General features: G+C 34.9%; 13 protein-coding genes. 7 read left to right on the plus strand and 6 right to left on the minus strand.

Annotated elements, in window-relative coordinates:
* Positions 1-124: 124 nt before the first annotated feature.
* Together IE051_RS12970 and IE051_RS12975 are read left to right on the plus strand one after the other, a co-directional pair.
* Positions 125-1,897 (plus strand): ABC transporter ATP-binding protein, encoded by a 1,773-nt coding sequence (locus IE051_RS12970; protein ID WP_189361356.1) that lies wholly within the window; start codon positions 125-127, stop codon positions 1,895-1,897.
* 2 nt (positions 1,898-1,899) lie between these two features.
* A complete protein-coding gene (locus IE051_RS12975) occupies positions 1,900-2,424 on the plus strand; it encodes a DinB family protein (protein WP_189361358.1) in 525 nt (174 codons plus the stop codon).
* Between the two features lie 148 nt (positions 2,425-2,572).
* Here the strand turns inward: IE051_RS12975 and IE051_RS12980 are convergent, their stop codons facing one another.
* From IE051_RS12980 to IE051_RS12990, 3 genes are all read right to left on the minus strand, one after another.
* Positions 2,573-3,823, minus strand: coding sequence for a serine hydrolase domain-containing protein (locus tag IE051_RS12980; protein ID WP_229796807.1), 1,251 nt, complete (start codon positions 3,821-3,823; stop codon positions 2,573-2,575).
* 60 nt (positions 3,824-3,883) lie between these two features.
* Positions 3,884-6,316 carry a mechanosensitive ion channel family protein gene (locus tag IE051_RS12985; RefSeq protein WP_189361360.1) on the minus strand — a complete coding sequence of 811 codons (2,433 nt, stop codon included), beginning with the start codon at positions 6,314-6,316 and terminating at the stop codon, positions 3,884-3,886.
* Positions 6,317-6,392: 76 nt separating this feature from the next.
* Positions 6,393-7,598: a multidrug effflux MFS transporter gene (locus IE051_RS12990; RefSeq protein WP_189361362.1), complete on the minus strand. Its 1,206-nt coding sequence runs from the start codon at positions 7,596-7,598 to the stop codon at positions 6,393-6,395.
* 93 nt (positions 7,599-7,691) lie between these two features.
* On the opposite strand from IE051_RS12990, the gene IE051_RS12995 reads away from it, so the two are divergent.
* The 4 genes from IE051_RS12995 to IE051_RS13010 all read left to right on the plus strand — a co-directional run bounded on the left by IE051_RS12995 (position 7,692) and on the right by IE051_RS13010 (position 10,157).
* Positions 7,692-8,147 (plus strand): DinB family protein, encoded by a 456-nt coding sequence (locus tag IE051_RS12995; protein ID WP_189361364.1) that lies wholly within the window; start codon positions 7,692-7,694, stop codon positions 8,145-8,147.
* Positions 8,140-8,733 carry a Crp/Fnr family transcriptional regulator gene (locus IE051_RS13000; RefSeq protein ID WP_189361366.1) on the plus strand — a complete coding sequence of 198 codons (594 nt, stop codon included), beginning with the start codon at positions 8,140-8,142 and terminating at the stop codon, positions 8,731-8,733. The genes IE051_RS12995 and IE051_RS13000 overlap by 8 nt, the downstream gene beginning before the upstream one ends.
* Positions 8,734-8,843: 110 nt before the next feature.
* The gene (locus tag IE051_RS13005; protein WP_189361368.1) at positions 8,844-9,422 is read left to right on the plus strand and encodes a YceI family protein; all 579 of its coding nucleotides are present in this window, start codon (positions 8,844-8,846) and stop codon (positions 9,420-9,422) included.
* Between the two features lie 120 nt (positions 9,423-9,542).
* The gene (locus IE051_RS13010) at positions 9,543-10,157 is read left to right on the plus strand and encodes a DEAD/DEAH box helicase (RefSeq protein ID WP_189361371.1); all 615 of its coding nucleotides are present in this window, start codon (positions 9,543-9,545) and stop codon (positions 10,155-10,157) included.
* A gap of 11 nt (positions 10,158-10,168) precedes the next feature.
* Here IE051_RS13010 and IE051_RS13015 read toward each other — a convergent pair whose 3' ends face one another.
* From IE051_RS13015 to IE051_RS13025, 3 genes are read right to left on the minus strand one after another with little or no spacing between them, the layout of a single operon-like run.
* Complete coding sequence (locus IE051_RS13015) at positions 10,169-11,710, minus strand: acyl-CoA carboxylase subunit beta (RefSeq protein WP_189361372.1); 1,542 nt, start codon at positions 11,708-11,710, stop codon at positions 10,169-10,171.
* 5 nt (positions 11,711-11,715) lie between these two features.
* Positions 11,716-13,155, minus strand: a complete 1,440-nt coding sequence (gene accC / locus IE051_RS13020) for an acetyl-CoA carboxylase biotin carboxylase subunit (protein ID WP_189361375.1) — start codon at positions 13,153-13,155, stop codon at positions 11,716-11,718.
* Positions 13,156-13,158: 3 nt separating this feature from the next.
* Positions 13,159-13,638, minus strand: a complete 480-nt coding sequence (locus IE051_RS13025) for an acyl-CoA carboxylase biotin carboxyl carrier protein subunit (RefSeq protein WP_189361377.1) — start codon at positions 13,636-13,638, stop codon at positions 13,159-13,161.
* Between the two features lie 235 nt (positions 13,639-13,873).
* Between IE051_RS13025 and IE051_RS13030 the strand changes: the two genes are divergently transcribed.
* Positions 13,874-15,001 (plus strand): D-2-hydroxyacid dehydrogenase, encoded by a 1,128-nt coding sequence (locus tag IE051_RS13030; protein WP_189361379.1) that lies wholly within the window; start codon positions 13,874-13,876, stop codon positions 14,999-15,001.
* The last annotated feature ends 46 nt before the right edge of the window (positions 15,002-15,047 follow it).

Raw genomic sequence — 15,047 nt, forward strand, 5'->3', positions numbered from 1 at the left:
TTTGCGCTGTTTTAATTATTGTTTTTAATCAGAGTATAAAAGTAAGGAATTATACAAATGCTATATCTGTTTTTAATGTAATTTTTATGAAAAACACTACCTTTCTAAATTCAAATTAACAGGCATGCAACATTTAAAAGAAACCGCTAAGGATCAGGATAGGACGAATTCAAAAGTCACTATGGCACAAGCTTTTAAAACCATTATTTGGCCTAGGCGAAAACTGGTGTTTTTAGGTTTAATATTAATTGTTTTAAGAAGTTTGGCCGGGTTAATATTACCTTGGCAAAGTAAAGTGCTTTTGGATGAAGTTGTTCCAAGTAAAGATCCATCCCAGTTGTACAGTTTAATAGCTATAGTTTTAACGGCCATTTTAGTTCAGGCGGTGACTTCCTTTTCTTTAACACGAATTTTAAGTGTGCAAGCTCAGTATTTAATTAGTGAATTACGCGCCCAAGTACAGAAAAAAGTATTGTCATTGCCCATTAGCTTTTTCGATAATACGAAATCAGGTGCCTTAGTGTCTAGAATTATGAGTGATGTAGAAGGGGTACGGAATCTTATTGGAACCGGTTTAGTTCAATTGGTTGGCGGTACGTTTACGGCGATTGTTTCATTGGTAATTCTTATAAAACTTAACCCATGGATGACACTTTTTGTGTTTATTCCTTTATCTATATTTGGATATATAGCCCTTAGGGCATTTAAGTACATTCGTCCAATTTTTAGGGTAAGAGGAAAAATTAATGCAGAGGTAAAAGGGCGATTAACTGAGACCTTGGCGGGTGTGCGTGTGATTAAAGCCTTTAATGCTGAAGAACAGGAAAATCAAATTTTTGAACAAGGTGTTAATAAACTTTATCAGAATGTAAAGAAGAGTTTGACAGCTACTGCCTTAATGACTAGTTCTTCAACCTTTTTAATTGGTGTTGCTACTACAGGTATTATGGCTATTGGTGGGTATTATATGATTCTAGGGGAAATGACAACAGGAGATTTTTTGTTTTTCACCTTAATTCTGGGCTTTATGATTGCTCCCATTGTACAAATGAGTAATATAGGAAGTCAGTTAACCGAAGCTTTAGCAGGTTTGGATAGAACTGAAGAACTTATGAATATGTCGGCAGAAGAAGATGATGAAGCCCGCTCAATTCAGCTAAAAAATGTGAAAGGTGATATTGCATTTGAGGATGTTACATTTGCTTATGAAACGGATAAAGAAGTGCTTCATAATATAAATTTTAAAGCACCGGCAGGTTCTGTAACGGCTTTGGTGGGCAGTTCAGGCTCAGGGAAATCTACTATCGCTGGTTTATCGGCTACGTTCTTAAATCCGCAATCAGGAAAAGTAACCATTGATAATCAAGATTTATCTAAAGTAAAATTGAGTAGTTACAGGCAGTATCTAGGAGTGGTTTTGCAGGATGAGTTTTTATTTGAAGGTACCATAAGGGAAAACATCATGTTTCCAAGACCAAATGCCACCGAAGATGAATTACAGAATGCTATAGAGGCCGCTTACGTTTCAGAGTTTACAGATCGATTTGATGATGGTTTAGAAACACTAATTGGTGAACGCGGCGTGAAGTTATCTGGAGGGCAACGTCAACGTTTGGCAATTGCCAGAGCGATATTAGCTGACCCTAAAATCATAATTTTAGATGAAGCCACATCAAATTTAGATACAGAAAGTGAAGTGTTAATCCAGAAGAGTCTGGATAAATTAGTTAAAGATAGGACGACTATTGTAATTGCACATAGATTAAGTACTATTAGAAAGGCCGATCAAATTCTTGTTGTGGAAGCCGGTAAAATTGTAGAACGGGGAACTCATGATACCCTTATTGCTCAAAAAGGCAGGTATTATGATTTATATACATATCAAGCAAAAATATAATTATGACAGTAAGTGATTTAAACACCTCAGAGTACCATAACTATTATGAAACTTATATAAGTAAAGTACCTAAACACCTCAATTTGAATGCGGGTTATAAATTGGGTGCTGAACAGCTTATCGCATTTTTTAACGGGATTCCTAAAGACAAACTCGAATATAGATATGCACCTGGTAAATGGACTATTAAAGAAGTACTTCAACATATCATTGATACTGAACGTGTTTTTGCTTACCGCTGTTTTAGGTTTGCAAGGCATGATGATACGCCGTTGGCAGGCTTTGAGCAAGATGATTATATTTTACCATCACAGGCCAATTCAAAATCTATAGAGGCTTTACTGGAGGAATATCACGTGGTACGTCAAAATACTATGGTGTTGTTGAATAGTTTTAGTAGAACTGATTTAGAACATGTTGGTAGTGCTAATGCTAGTAGTATGTCAGCACGTGCTGCAGCCTTTATTATTCTAGGCCATGAAATTCATCATATGACGGTCATTGAAGCGTTATATTTGGGATCATAGACTATATTAATGCTATTGATTTAATCGCATATATTGAGATAGTTTGATTTATGCGCTGCTAAACAGCATTAAAGCGAAATTTTAATTTAAAAAGATAAAGGAGAGATTAGAATATCTTCACGATACCAGTAATCTTTATGAGGGGGCGTTATAATTTATTCTCATAGGCCTCTAAGACTTTCCAGATTTCAATGAACTCATTAACACCAGCCTTGTCAAGCTCAGTGTTTACGAAAAGAATTTTGCCAATTTTGGTTTCGGAATTGAAAAACATAAATGTGCCTACTCCGGGGTCGCCACCGGTATGACCTATCTGGCCTTGGGCAGAAATACCCATAAAAACGCCCATATTGTATTCATCATTATAGACATTTGTATTTCGTTTTTTGTAGTTTGAGTCTTTTAAATTTGGTTTAAATAGTTCGCTATAACTAGATTTATTTAGTAGCGTGCCATGGCCATTATAGCCAGAAATTAACTCTTTAAGAAATTTTCCTAGATCATGAATTGATGTAATTAAAGCACCATCGGGATAATTTATCAAATAGTAAGGTGCTAATTCCGTATCAATATCCGCATAAAGTTTTGAATGTTTGGAATTGTCTACTTCGTCACGGAACCATCCCGAATTGGACATTTCCAAAGGTGAAAAAATATACGTTTTTGTAAATGCATTAAAAGCTTGACCTGTTGCTTTTTCAAGAACGAAAGCCGCTAGTCCGGCAGCGATGTTAGAATACTCAAATAGCGCTCCTGGTTCATTCTTAAGAAAAACTTTCTTATGATACCAGTTACCTTCTTGGTCTAAAATATTTTTCAAGAAGACTTTATAATCCATCATATTATCTGGCGAAATAAAATTAGAGCTGACCTTTAGATTGTCATTATTTTTATGCATCAAGACATAGCCGTTATCCTCATATTGTGAAGGGTCTTTTATGCTTGACGTGTGGGTAGCAAGATGTTTAATCGTTATGGCTTTATCAGGAAAATGAGGGTTAATTACTTTAAATGGTAGATACTTATTAATGGGGTCATCCAAATTTAGCGCTCCCATTTCTTGAGCTTTCAATAGTGCAACACCAATAAATGTTTTAGAGATAGAAGCGATATTCTGAATGGTATGCTCTGTATACGGCTGTCCTGCTTTTTTGTCGGCATAGCCTAATCCTTGTTCAAATAGTGTTCCCTGTTCATTAACGATGGCTACTGAAAGTCCATTAATATGACCTTTGTCAAATATTGGTTTTAAATCATTGGAAAGTTGTTTTGCAATAGAATCATGGGTTTGACCAAAACTCTGACATACTGCAAGGCTTATGAAAATATTGATGCATAATTTTAACATAGAAAAAGGTGCTAATGTGGGCTGTTTTAAATTCATTAATTTGTATTCCATTTGGTAGCTTTTACAAAAAAAACACCAACGTTTAGCGTTCCTTAAACGTATGATAATGCTTTACTCAGATATCATATGAATATCTCTTTGAGGAAAAGGTATTTCAATATTTTCCTTTTCAAAGACGGCATTAATTTCAAATAGAACATTACTTTTTACGATCATCCAATCCCCAATATTCCCTGTCCAGAATAACAATTTAAAATTTAAAGAACTATCGGCAAATTCATCAAATAGCACTAGAGGTTCTGGGAAATTTATCACTTGATCGTCATTATTTAAAATGTCTTGAAGTAATTCTGATACTTGCTTGATATTACTACCATAGGCAACACCAATCATAACTTCTATACGTCTTCGCTGATCAGAAAGGGTCCAATTAATTACTTCATTTGATATTAAGTTACCATTTGGAATAATAACTTCTGCACCTTCAAAAGTGCGCACATGACTCGAACGAATGCCTATGCTATTCACTCTTCCAACCATATCATTGATTTCAATAGTATCATCAATACGTATTGGTCTGGAGAAAATGAGGATGAGTCCGGATACTAAATTGTTAAATATATTTTGAAGTCCAAATCCAATACCAACACTTAATGCACCAAATATTATGGTCATTTGACTCAATTCAATCCCTAAAGTTGTAATGGCTACGAAATAACCAACCCCAGCAATTAGATATTTTACAAGCATAGAAATGGTTTCAGGGAAACCACGTTCTAAATTGGCCTTAACCAAGACTTCATCTTGCAAAAACAATTGTATCACTTTTGATAAAAAGGTTGAGAGCGCTATAATCACTACAAATAGTATTATACTCCATAAAGAAAATGTAAGGGAACCAATGGTTATTTCATTATTAATGAAGGTGTCAACCCAATCAACAATGGGGTTGAAAAGGGATATGATAGACAATAAGCTATAAATGAAAATAGCGTATGTTCCAAGATTTATAATCTTAGAGGTAGACTTTAAAATAGCCTCTTTATTATCGTTAATAAACCGTCTGCTTTTTAAATAATTTTCATCAAAAGCTAATAGTATAAATCTTTTAAATAAAGGGTTCCATAGGTATAAGAATATAATTAATAAGGTCATGGATACCAAAAAGGCACTCACATAAAGGGCTAAATTCATATAACCAAGAACAGTACAAATAATGTTTGTAACTGTTAATAAAATGGCTAATATTAAATAAGAACTTAATAATTTTTTGGCAAGAAAAGTGGTTTTAACATTGCCTTGTAATTGTTTTTTCTTGTAGTAATGATATAACCAATAAAGAAAGTATGCATTAATAAGAAGTAGAATGGTTCTACTAATGAAAGATGGGGTTTCAAAAATTTCTACAATTTTCATTGAAATCCAAAACACCATAAAATGTTTTATAAAGCTAACAATGATTTTATCAAATACTGTTTTGGATATAATGAATAAAGCAATTACAGCACCAAGAGAAACAAAGTCAATAAAAATAGCCGGAACCGAGCCTAAATAGATAAAGTATGCAAAAATATAGGTGTAAAAATAGGCTGCTAAAAAGGGTCTATTAAAAACAGTATTTAGATTTAGCCTATGTGTTTCAATAAAATCTGTTTGAAATTGAAGCCTTTTCTTTATTCGAATACAAAGTGCATAGAAAAACAAAAAGATGCAAGCCACTAAAAAATGTGTCGAGATAAAATTTCTTGCGGTCTCCTTAAGGTGGTCATAGATGTTTTTTAATGACTCTAAAAACGACGTGCTTGTTAGTGATAAACTAGCTGTTGTGAAAGTATTCCAATAGGGAGGTATATTTTGTTTAAATAAATTGTTCGCACTATTTAAATAATCGTTAATTCGTTCTAGTTTATCATCAATTTCAATGTTTATTCTATTCAGCGAATTAGCACGTTTCGCCAGAATATCAATTTTGTTTTCATATTTTGGAAGTAATAAGCTAATCTGTTTGTTTGTATTATTCAGGTCTTCTATTAACTCTGCGTTACTATTTGAATTATGTGCTCTATATTTTTCCCAAAATTTTGAAATGGTTTGAATGGATTTTTTTTCTTCTTCCAGACGATCAATAATGACTAAATAATCGCCAATAATAGATTCGATATCATCTTTTTGATTGCTCCATTGTCTATCTACATTTTCTAACTCTCTGTTCGAGAAACTAGATATGTCTTGGTGTAGCTTATCTTTTGTAAATGCGCGATAGGCGTCTATACGTTCCTTTCTACTTTGGTTAAGTTCTTGCACCGTTGTGGTGTCGGTATGACTATCAATTAACTTATCTAACATAAATAAGTCTTCACTAGCTTTTTTTAAAACAGCTGTTAATCTTACCGCTTCAAAATCAATGCTATCAATAGGCGTTTTGCGTAAATCCTGCTCGTTAATATTAATAACAGTTTGAGATTGACCAAGACTAAGAATAAAGAAAAATAGAATAGAAAGAAAGAAAGATTTTTTGTTAAAAAAATAGTACATATTATTCATAAATTATTTTTTTAACAATCTAATAAAATAATTTAAATCTACCTCAAGAAAGTATCGGAGAAAACCAAAGAAAGGATTAATTAGGCACCAATTGTGGTTTTCGTTTTAAAATTAGAAAAACTAAAACGGACAGAATTCCAAAAAAAGAAAAACCTATAAATAGGGGGAGTACAGAATCAATCACAAAACCACCTATATAGTTGGCAATAGGTACAGCCATTACGGTAGATATAAATCCATTAATAGCAGCACCAATTCCAGCAATATGACCTAATGGCTGCATGGCTATAGCTCTTAAATTTCCAAAAAGGAAACCAACCGCAAAAAACTGTAATGCAAAAAAAGTTAAAAGAATATATATACTCGGGTTGGTTCCAGACCAGTATAAAACACAGTAAATTATGGATATAAGTGCATAGGCTATAGAAGCCATATAGGCTATGCGCCACATGCCAAACTTTGTAACTAATCGGCTATTCATAAATGTGGCTAATCCTACTGAAATAGCCAAACTAGCAAATATGTATGGAAACATTTCTGCCAAATGATATTGTTCTTGAAAAATTTGCTGTGCCGTACTTAAATACACCATAAATGATCCTGTGATGAAACCAGACACTAAAGTAAAAGCTACTGCTTCTTTATGTTTAAAAAACTCCCTGGTGCCGTCAATAAACAGATGAGATGAGAATTTGATTCTCTTAGGTTTAGGCAAGGTTTCAGGTTGTCTTTGCCAAAACCAAAGCATTATAACTATTCCAAAAATGAGATTGACATAAAATATAGATTGCCAATTAAAAAAGGTCATTAAAAACTGACCTAGACTAGGTGCTATTACTGGTACCAAAATAAAAAACATGACCACTATAGAGACAATCTTGGCCATATAGTCACCACTGTATGAGTCTCTTATCATTGAAAGAGCTAAGCTTCTGGGAGACGATAACCCAATGCCCTGCAATACACGCCCCAAAATCATCATATTAAAATTTTTGGTGGTGATGCATATCATGCTACCTATTATAAAAACAATAAACCCCCAATACACCAATGGTTTTCTACCAAAACTATCTGATAGTGGCCCAAATATTAATTGTCCAAAACCTAATCCTAAAAAGATCATAGTGATTAGTAATTGGTTATCTGTGCTATTTATTATGTTTAAATGTTTGCCAATTTCTGGTAAAGCAGGTAATAAGGCATCTATGGATAGTGCCACAATAGACATTAAAGAGGCCATTAGTGCGACAAATTCAAACTTAAAACTCTGCGGGTTGTTCATGTGGCAAATTTAAATCATTTAATTTCCGGAGAAACTCTTTAATCATTATTTAATACAATCATATTATTGCTAAATTTGATTTAAAAATTTGAGATGTATACAAATACCCTAATTAAAATATTTAATAGAGATCTTACTAAACTTAAATATGAAATAGAATGTTATAGTACGGAGCGTAAGCTATGGATTGTAGATAAATCAATTACAAATAGTGCTGGTAATTTATGTCTTCATCTTGTTGGTAATTTAAATCATTTTATAGGGGCTGTACTGGGAAATACTGGGTATTTAAGACAGAGAAACCTTGAGTTTTCTTTAAAAGACGTGCCAAGAAGAGAACTCTTAAAGCAAATTGATGATACTATTTTAGTGGTTACTGAAACATTAATTCAATTGAGTAGTGCTGATCTAGATGGTTTGTATCCAATTGAAGTTTTTAAAGAGCCAATGACTACCGAATATTTTTTAACCCATTTGGTGCATCATCTAGCTTATCATTTAGGTCAGATTAATTATCATAGGCGTTTATTAGATGCATCAAATGATTGAGAATAAAATACAACCGTTATTAAATTATATTAGTCAGTATGTTGAATTGACAGATACTGAAAAGCAGCTTTTGTTGTCAAAAGTGCTATATAGAAAATATTTAAAAGGCCAATATGTTTTACAACAAGGTGATATTTGCAAGTATGAATGTTTCGTGCTTAAGGGCTGTACAAAGATGTTTCATGTGGATGAAACAGGGCAGGAGCATATTCTTTTATTTTCTATAGAGGACTGGTGGACTGCCGATATGGGAAGTTTTATCACACAAGCTCCTTCTGATTTTAATGTCATGTGTTTAGAAACTACAGAATTAGCCATATTTCATCATGATTCTATAGAAACACTTTATAAAGAAATCCCCAAGCTAGAACGTTTTTTTAGGCAGGTGATAGAGAAAGCGTTTGCAGCATCTCAAAAACGAATTGTTAGAAACTTTAGCCTTTCTGCAAAGGACAGGTATATTTATTTTAAAACGCAATACCCTTTAATTGAGCAACGTATTCCTCAATATATGGTAGCTTCTTACCTCGGTATTACTAAAGAATTTCTTAGTAAGATTAAAAAACAACTGCTATTAGATAATTAAAAAGTTAATCTAGTTTAACATTATTTTATAATCTACTTCATTTTAATTCGAAAGGTTATGACCGATATTTGTAGTATATTATTAAAATAGAAATTTAAAATAAATTCAAAATGAAAAACAATTTAAAAAACACCTTAGTTATTGCGCTTGTTGCTTTTTTTACATTATCCTTTACCACGGTTGTTGGAGATAAAAAAGAAGTTAAAACGGATAAAAGTAAATTAGTTTGGAAAGGCTACAAAGTAACGGGTTCGCATGAAGGAACTATCGAAATTAAATCAGGGCATTTAGTTTTTGATAATGATAAATTAACTGGTGGTGAATTTGTTATTGATATGACTACTATAGGCGCTACCGATTTAGAAGGTGAATATAAAGGGAAATTAGACGGTCACTTAAAGTCTGATGATTTTTTTGGCGTAGAAAAGTATCCAACGGCAACTTTAGTATTTACTAAGGTAAAAGCTTCAGGTAAAAACGCTTATGATGTTACAGGTGATATGACCATTAAGGGCAAAACGCATCCTGTGAAGTTTAGTATTTCAATCTATGGAAGTAAAGCAACGGCTTCGTTAAAAGTAGATAGAACAAAGTATGATGTGCGTTACGGGTCTACAAGCTTTTTTGATGATTTAAAGGATAAGGCTATTTATGACGAATTTGATTTAGTAGCAGATTTAGAATTTTAAGCGGAAGAATTTTATAGCATGTTAATAAGGCACTCCTAATCGAGTGTCTTATTTGTTTTATGAAAGTTGGTATAGGGATTTTAAGCCTATATTTGTTGCCCATTCAAAATAATCACTACCATGGCTTTTAAAAAACTAATTCAACCTTTAAAAGATTCTCTTGAAAATAAAGGTTTTAATGAACCTTTGCCTTTTCAGAAATTAGTTTTATCAAAAATTAAGGGCGGGGCTAGTTTGTTTTGTATTGCACCAATGGGAGCAGGAAAAACTACAAGTATGGTGTTAAGTGTGATTCATAAATTAAAGGGGCGGGCCTTTGAAGATGCACCCAGAGCCTTAATTTTCGTAAAAAACAAACAGGCAGCATTGCAATTGGAGTTGGAGTTTAACGCCTTTTTACGTGGTACAGATTTGCGTGTCTATTGTGCTTATGATGAGTTGGACATAGACAGACAACGTGATGCTATTTATGAAGGCGTCGATATTGTTATAGCCACACCAAAGCGTTTAAATAAAATATTTTTTCTAAACGGAATAAACCTAAATAAGCTTCAAATCTGTATGGTTGAAGATGCTGAATTCTTATTTAGAGATCATAATTTGGCTGAGGTTACACGCACACCAGAGAGTATAGGCAAATGCCAATATGTTATTTTCTCCTCAGCATATGATAAACGTTTTGATAGATGGCGTGATTCTTTTATGTATAACGCGCAAATAGTCAAAATGAACTAATCTGTGTTAACTTATAACGGAATATTACCATGCTTCCGTTTTGGTCGATCTACTTTTTTATCCTCTAACATGGCAAAAGTTTTAAGTAGTTTTCGTCTGGTATTTTTTGGAAGGATAACCTCGTCAATAAATCCGCGCTTGGCCGCAGCATAGGGGTTTGCAAATTTATCAGCATATTCCTTTTCTTTTTCAGCAAGTTTGGCCGCTGGGTCTTCCGCATTTGAAATTTCTTTTTTAAAGATAATTTCACTCGCACCTTTGGCGCCCATAACTGCTATTTCGGCACCAGGCCAGGCAAAATTCATGTCTGCTCCAATATGTTTTGAGTTCATCACATCATAGGCTCCACCGTAAGCTTTTCTTGTAATTACAGTTACTCGAGGTACTGTGGCTTCACTTAGGGCGTAAAGTAATTTTGCGCCATGAACTATAATGCCATTCCACTCTTGGTCTGTACCTGGTAAAAAACCAGGAACATCTACTAAAACTAATAACGGGATATTAAAGCAGTCGCAAAATCGCGTGAAACGCGCAGCTTTTCTTGAACTTTTAACGCCAAGAACGCCAGCAAAAGACATGGGTTGGTTGGCAATAATTCCGATACTTCTGCCTCCTAATCGGGCAAATCCAACAATAATACTTTCGGCATAGTCTTTATGAATTTCATAAAAGGAGTCTTCATCTATAATCCCAGAAATGACCGCATGCATATCATAAGGCTTGTTGGCATTCTCTGGTACAATCTCGGACAACACATCTCTTACTTCATCACTTAATTCTATTTCGAGCTTCTCGGCAGTTTCCCTATTGTTTTGGGGGAGATAACCCAATAATGTTTTGATATCTTCTAAGCATTGAATATCATTAGTTGATGTTTTATGCGCTACTCCTGATTTTGAAGCGTGGGTATGCGCGCCTCCTAATTCTTCACTGGTTACCGTTTCATTAGTTACTGTTTTAACAACATTGGGACCTGTAACAAACATATAACTTGTTTGCTCCACCATAATAGTGAAATCGGTCATAGCAGGCGAATATACGGCCCCACCGGCACAGGGGCCCATAATGGCAGAAATTTGAGGAACCACGCCTGAGGCTTGAACATTTCGGTAAAAGATGTCGGCATAACCACCCAAAGAGCGCACACCTTCTTGAATTCGCGCACCACCAGAATCATTAAGCCCAATTATAGGCGCCCCTATTTTTACAGCCATATCCATAATTTTACAGATTTTCTCAGCATGTGTTTCAGAAAGGGCTCCACCAAAAACGGTAAAGTCTTGGGCATAAACATAGATCAAACGCCCATTAACCGTGCCATAACCAGTTATAACGCCATCACCATAAAAGACTTGTTTATCCATACCAAAATCTGTGGTTCTATGGGTAACCAAAGCACCAATTTCTTCAAATGAACCTTCGTCCATGAGGTATGCTACACGTTCTCTTGCGGTTAATTTTTTCTTATCGTGTTGTTTGTCAATACGCGCTTGTCCACCACCTAAATGTGCTTGGGCTAGTTTCTTGTTTAACTTGTCAATTTTAGAATCCATAGGTTTTAATTAGGTAGTCTTAATAGTTTTTGGTCTTCAATATATTGTTTTACAGCAATCAAGGCTGCCAGTTTGGCCTCGGTATCACCTTGTTCTTTTAAGATTTCAGGGGCGTAGAATTTCTTAACAAAATGCGTATCAAAATTTCCAGATCGAAAGGCGTCATGCTCGCATACGAATTTCCCAAAAGGCAAAGTCGTTTGAACGCCTATAATATGATATTGATCAATGGCCTCTATCATTAATTTTATGGCCGCTTCACGTGTTTTTCCGTAAGTAATTAATTTGGCGAGCATGGGATCATAATATATTGGGACGTCCATACCGGCCTCAAAGCCATTGTCTACGCGAATATTTTCGCCAGTAGGCAATTGATAAACGTCTAAATGCCCTACACTAGGTAGAAAATCATTTAAAGGATCTTCGGCATAAACGCGCAATTCTAAAGCATGACCAGTAATGGTTAAGTCTTCCTGTTTAATGTTGAGTTTTTCGCCACGGGCAACTCTAATTTGTAATTCAACCAAGTCCACCCCAGAAATTAATTCTGAAACTGGGTGTTCTACTTGTAATCGGGTATTCATTTCTAAAAAATAGAAATTATGATCGGCGTCCAGTAAGAACTCTACGGTTCCAGCGCCAAGATAATCACAGGCTTTCGCTACTTTGATAGCAGCTTCACCCATGGTTTGTCGTAATGTTGGTGTTAAAATACAGGACGGCGCTTCTTCAACTACTTTTTGGTGTCGCCTTTGAATACTACATTCTCTTTCAAAAAAATGCAAAATAGTGCCATGGCTATCTGCCATGACTTGAATTTCAATATGGCGTGGTGAGCCGACGTATTTTTCAATAAAAACAGAACCATCACCAAAGGCGGATTTTGCTTCACTTATGGCGCGGTCCATCTGAGACTCTAAATCAGGTTCTTTTTCAACGACACGCATGCCTTTTCCCCCGCCACCTGCCGATGCTTTAATAAGAATAGGAAAGCCAATCTTTTTTGCTATGGCCTTCGCCTTATCAACATCTGTAATGGCCTCATCAATACCAGGAACCATAGGGATATCATAAGCTTTAACAGCTTCTTTTGCGGCCAACTTACTTCCCATAATTTTTATGGCTTTTGACCGTGGGCCAATAAAAACAATATCGTTTGTTTCGCACAATTCGGCGAAATCTGCATTTTCACTCAAAAAACCATACCCCGGATGAATCGCATCTACATGAAGTGTTTTTGCTACTTCAATGATTTTGTCCGCTTTTAAATACGATTGGTTTGATGGCGGTTCTCCAATACAAACAGCTTCATCAGCAAACTTTACATGGGGGGCATTCCTATCGGCAGTTGAAAACACGGCAACCGTTTTTATTCCCATTATTTTTGCCGTTTTCATTACTCTAATAGCAATTTCTCCACGATTGGCAACAAGTATCTTTTTCATGCTTTATTCAAATTCAATTAATAATTGTTTTTTTTCAACGGCTTCCCCATGTTTTGCTTTTATAGATTTAATAATACCATCTCGTGGCGATGTAATAATATTTTCCATTTTCATGGCTTCTAAAATAAACAAGGCTTCGTTTTCTTTAACTTCTTGTCCTACTTCAATATTAATTTCTAAAATTAGTCCCGGCATTGGAGCATGAATGGCATTAATTTCTTTTTGTGTACCTACCTCAAAACCCATCTGACTGATTAGCATATCTAAGGCGTTAGATATGTTGACATTATACGTGTTATTGTTAATTTTTACCGTATACTGTTTATTGATAAAATCACTGCTCGAAATTTCAGCTTGAAAGGATTGGTTGTTGTGAAGCACATGATAATGCTTCTCTGAAGTGTTTATGGCATCAAGTTCTGAAAGGTCTTTTGAAGTAATGGGGTATTCTAAATTAGAATTTACTTGGACTTTAAAATTCATAGAAAAGAAAGATTTATTAGTGATAAATATAAAGATTATTAAACAATTAGCATTCGGTCAATGCCCTAATTGTTAAACTCAATAGGATAATGCTTGGGGTTTTAATTCTGTTTTAGAAATTTAATTTCTGATGCCATGTTACATGTTTATTGCCGTCTTCTACTTTGCTTTTAGGGTGGATTATATTTGTTGGATTCTATAAAAAGAAGTAATTTTCTAACTTATGAGGCTTATTATGAAAAAATTACAACTAATTACTTCTCTTTTTTTAGCCTGCTTTTATCTGCAGGTAGAAGGACAAGTTGCTGAAATTAATATTGATTCTTTAATTCTTGAACTTGGTATTCGGGAATCTAGTATGGCGAGTAGAGACATGGCAGGGTGGGAACGTCCTAAGAAAGTTACAATGCTAATTGCACCAAAAGCGGAAAGTGGATTTGCTTCTAAGCAATGGTTTTTGGAAGTGGCAGATGGCGTAAATATTGAATTTGTAAGTGGAAGAGCAGAGGTTGAAAAAAGTATTGTTGATAGTGATGTTTATATCGGTGGATGTTCTGATGTTATAACACAGAGTAAGACTTTAGATTATATTCATATTGCTTCTGCGGGAATTGATAGATGTGGCCGTATTCCGGGGTTAAAGACCTCCAAGTTGATTGCCACTAATAATGCCAAAGTACATAGTGAGACGATTGCAGAACATAGTATTGCTTTGGTCATGGCGTTAACCAGGAGATTACCCATGTTTCATGATTTAAAAACAGCATCTGATTGGAGTCGAGGGAATGCACCCAATGCGCCTAAAGCCATTGCTTTAAAAGGTAAAACGATGTTGGTTCTTGGGTTAGGCGGTATCGGATCACAAGTCGCAAAGCGAGCGCATGCCCTAGAAATGCGGGTTATTGGAACAAGAAATTCTAGTAGAACAGGACCGGATTATATGGGTTACATCGGCCTGAGCGATGAAACCAATACCTTGGCAAAACAAGCAGATATCGTTGTAAATGCTTTGCCGCTTACCAAAACTACTGAGGGTATTGTGGATGAAGCATTTTTTAATAACTTAAAAGATGGCAGTTACTATATTTCTGTAGGGCGTGGAAAAACAACAGATACCAATGCATTAATTGCAGCACTCAAAAGTGGTAAGTTAAGTGGCGCGGGTCTGGATGTTACAGATCCCGAACCCTTGCCTAAAGGTCATGAAATTTGGACTATGCCCAATGTAATTATAACGCAACATACTGCTGGCAAGTCAGATTTAACTTCACGCAATGCCTACATGATAATAAGAGAGAATTTGAGGCGCTACATACAGGGTGAGAAGTTACTTAATATGGTAGATTTAGCCCGAGGGTATTGAGTTGCTTAACTAATTTGTTTTTAACCGGGTCCAAAGTTTTAAATGT

The sequence above is a fragment of the Algibacter mikhailovii genome, assembly GCF_014651495.1.
Classification (GTDB): domain Bacteria; phylum Bacteroidota; class Bacteroidia; order Flavobacteriales; family Flavobacteriaceae; genus Algibacter_E; species Algibacter_E mikhailovii.

What these genes read in the sequence shown, in the direction of transcription:
- IE051_RS12980 (WP_229796807.1), bottom strand. Translation starts at nt 3,823, where the DNA reads ATGGAATACAAATTAATGAATTTAAAACAGCCCACATTAGCACCTTTT.
- IE051_RS13000 (WP_189361366.1), top strand. Translation starts at nt 8,140, where the DNA reads ATGATTGAGAATAAAATACAACCGTTATTAAATTATATTAGTCAGTAT.
- IE051_RS12970 (WP_189361356.1), top strand. Translation starts at nt 125, where the DNA reads ATGCAACATTTAAAAGAAACCGCTAAGGATCAGGATAGGACGAATTCA.
- IE051_RS13030 (WP_189361379.1), top strand. Translation starts at nt 13,874, where the DNA reads ATGAAAAAATTACAACTAATTACTTCTCTTTTTTTAGCCTGCTTTTAT.
- IE051_RS12995 (WP_189361364.1), top strand. Translation starts at nt 7,692, where the DNA reads ATGTATACAAATACCCTAATTAAAATATTTAATAGAGATCTTACTAAA.
- IE051_RS13010 (WP_189361371.1), top strand. Translation starts at nt 9,543, where the DNA reads ATGGCTTTTAAAAAACTAATTCAACCTTTAAAAGATTCTCTTGAAAAT.
- IE051_RS12975 (WP_189361358.1), top strand. Translation starts at nt 1,900, where the DNA reads ATGACAGTAAGTGATTTAAACACCTCAGAGTACCATAACTATTATGAA.
- IE051_RS13015 (WP_189361372.1), bottom strand. Translation starts at nt 11,710, where the DNA reads ATGGATTCTAAAATTGACAAGTTAAACAAGAAACTAGCCCAAGCACAT.
- accC (WP_189361375.1), bottom strand. Translation starts at nt 13,155, where the DNA reads ATGAAAAAGATACTTGTTGCCAATCGTGGAGAAATTGCTATTAGAGTA.
- IE051_RS12990 (WP_189361362.1), bottom strand. Translation starts at nt 7,598, where the DNA reads ATGAACAACCCGCAGAGTTTTAAGTTTGAATTTGTCGCACTAATGGCC.
- IE051_RS12985 (WP_189361360.1), bottom strand. Translation starts at nt 6,316, where the DNA reads ATGAATAATATGTACTATTTTTTTAACAAAAAATCTTTCTTTCTTTCT.
- IE051_RS13025 (WP_189361377.1), bottom strand. Translation starts at nt 13,638, where the DNA reads ATGAATTTTAAAGTCCAAGTAAATTCTAATTTAGAATACCCCATTACT.
- IE051_RS13005 (WP_189361368.1), top strand. Translation starts at nt 8,844, where the DNA reads ATGAAAAACAATTTAAAAAACACCTTAGTTATTGCGCTTGTTGCTTTT.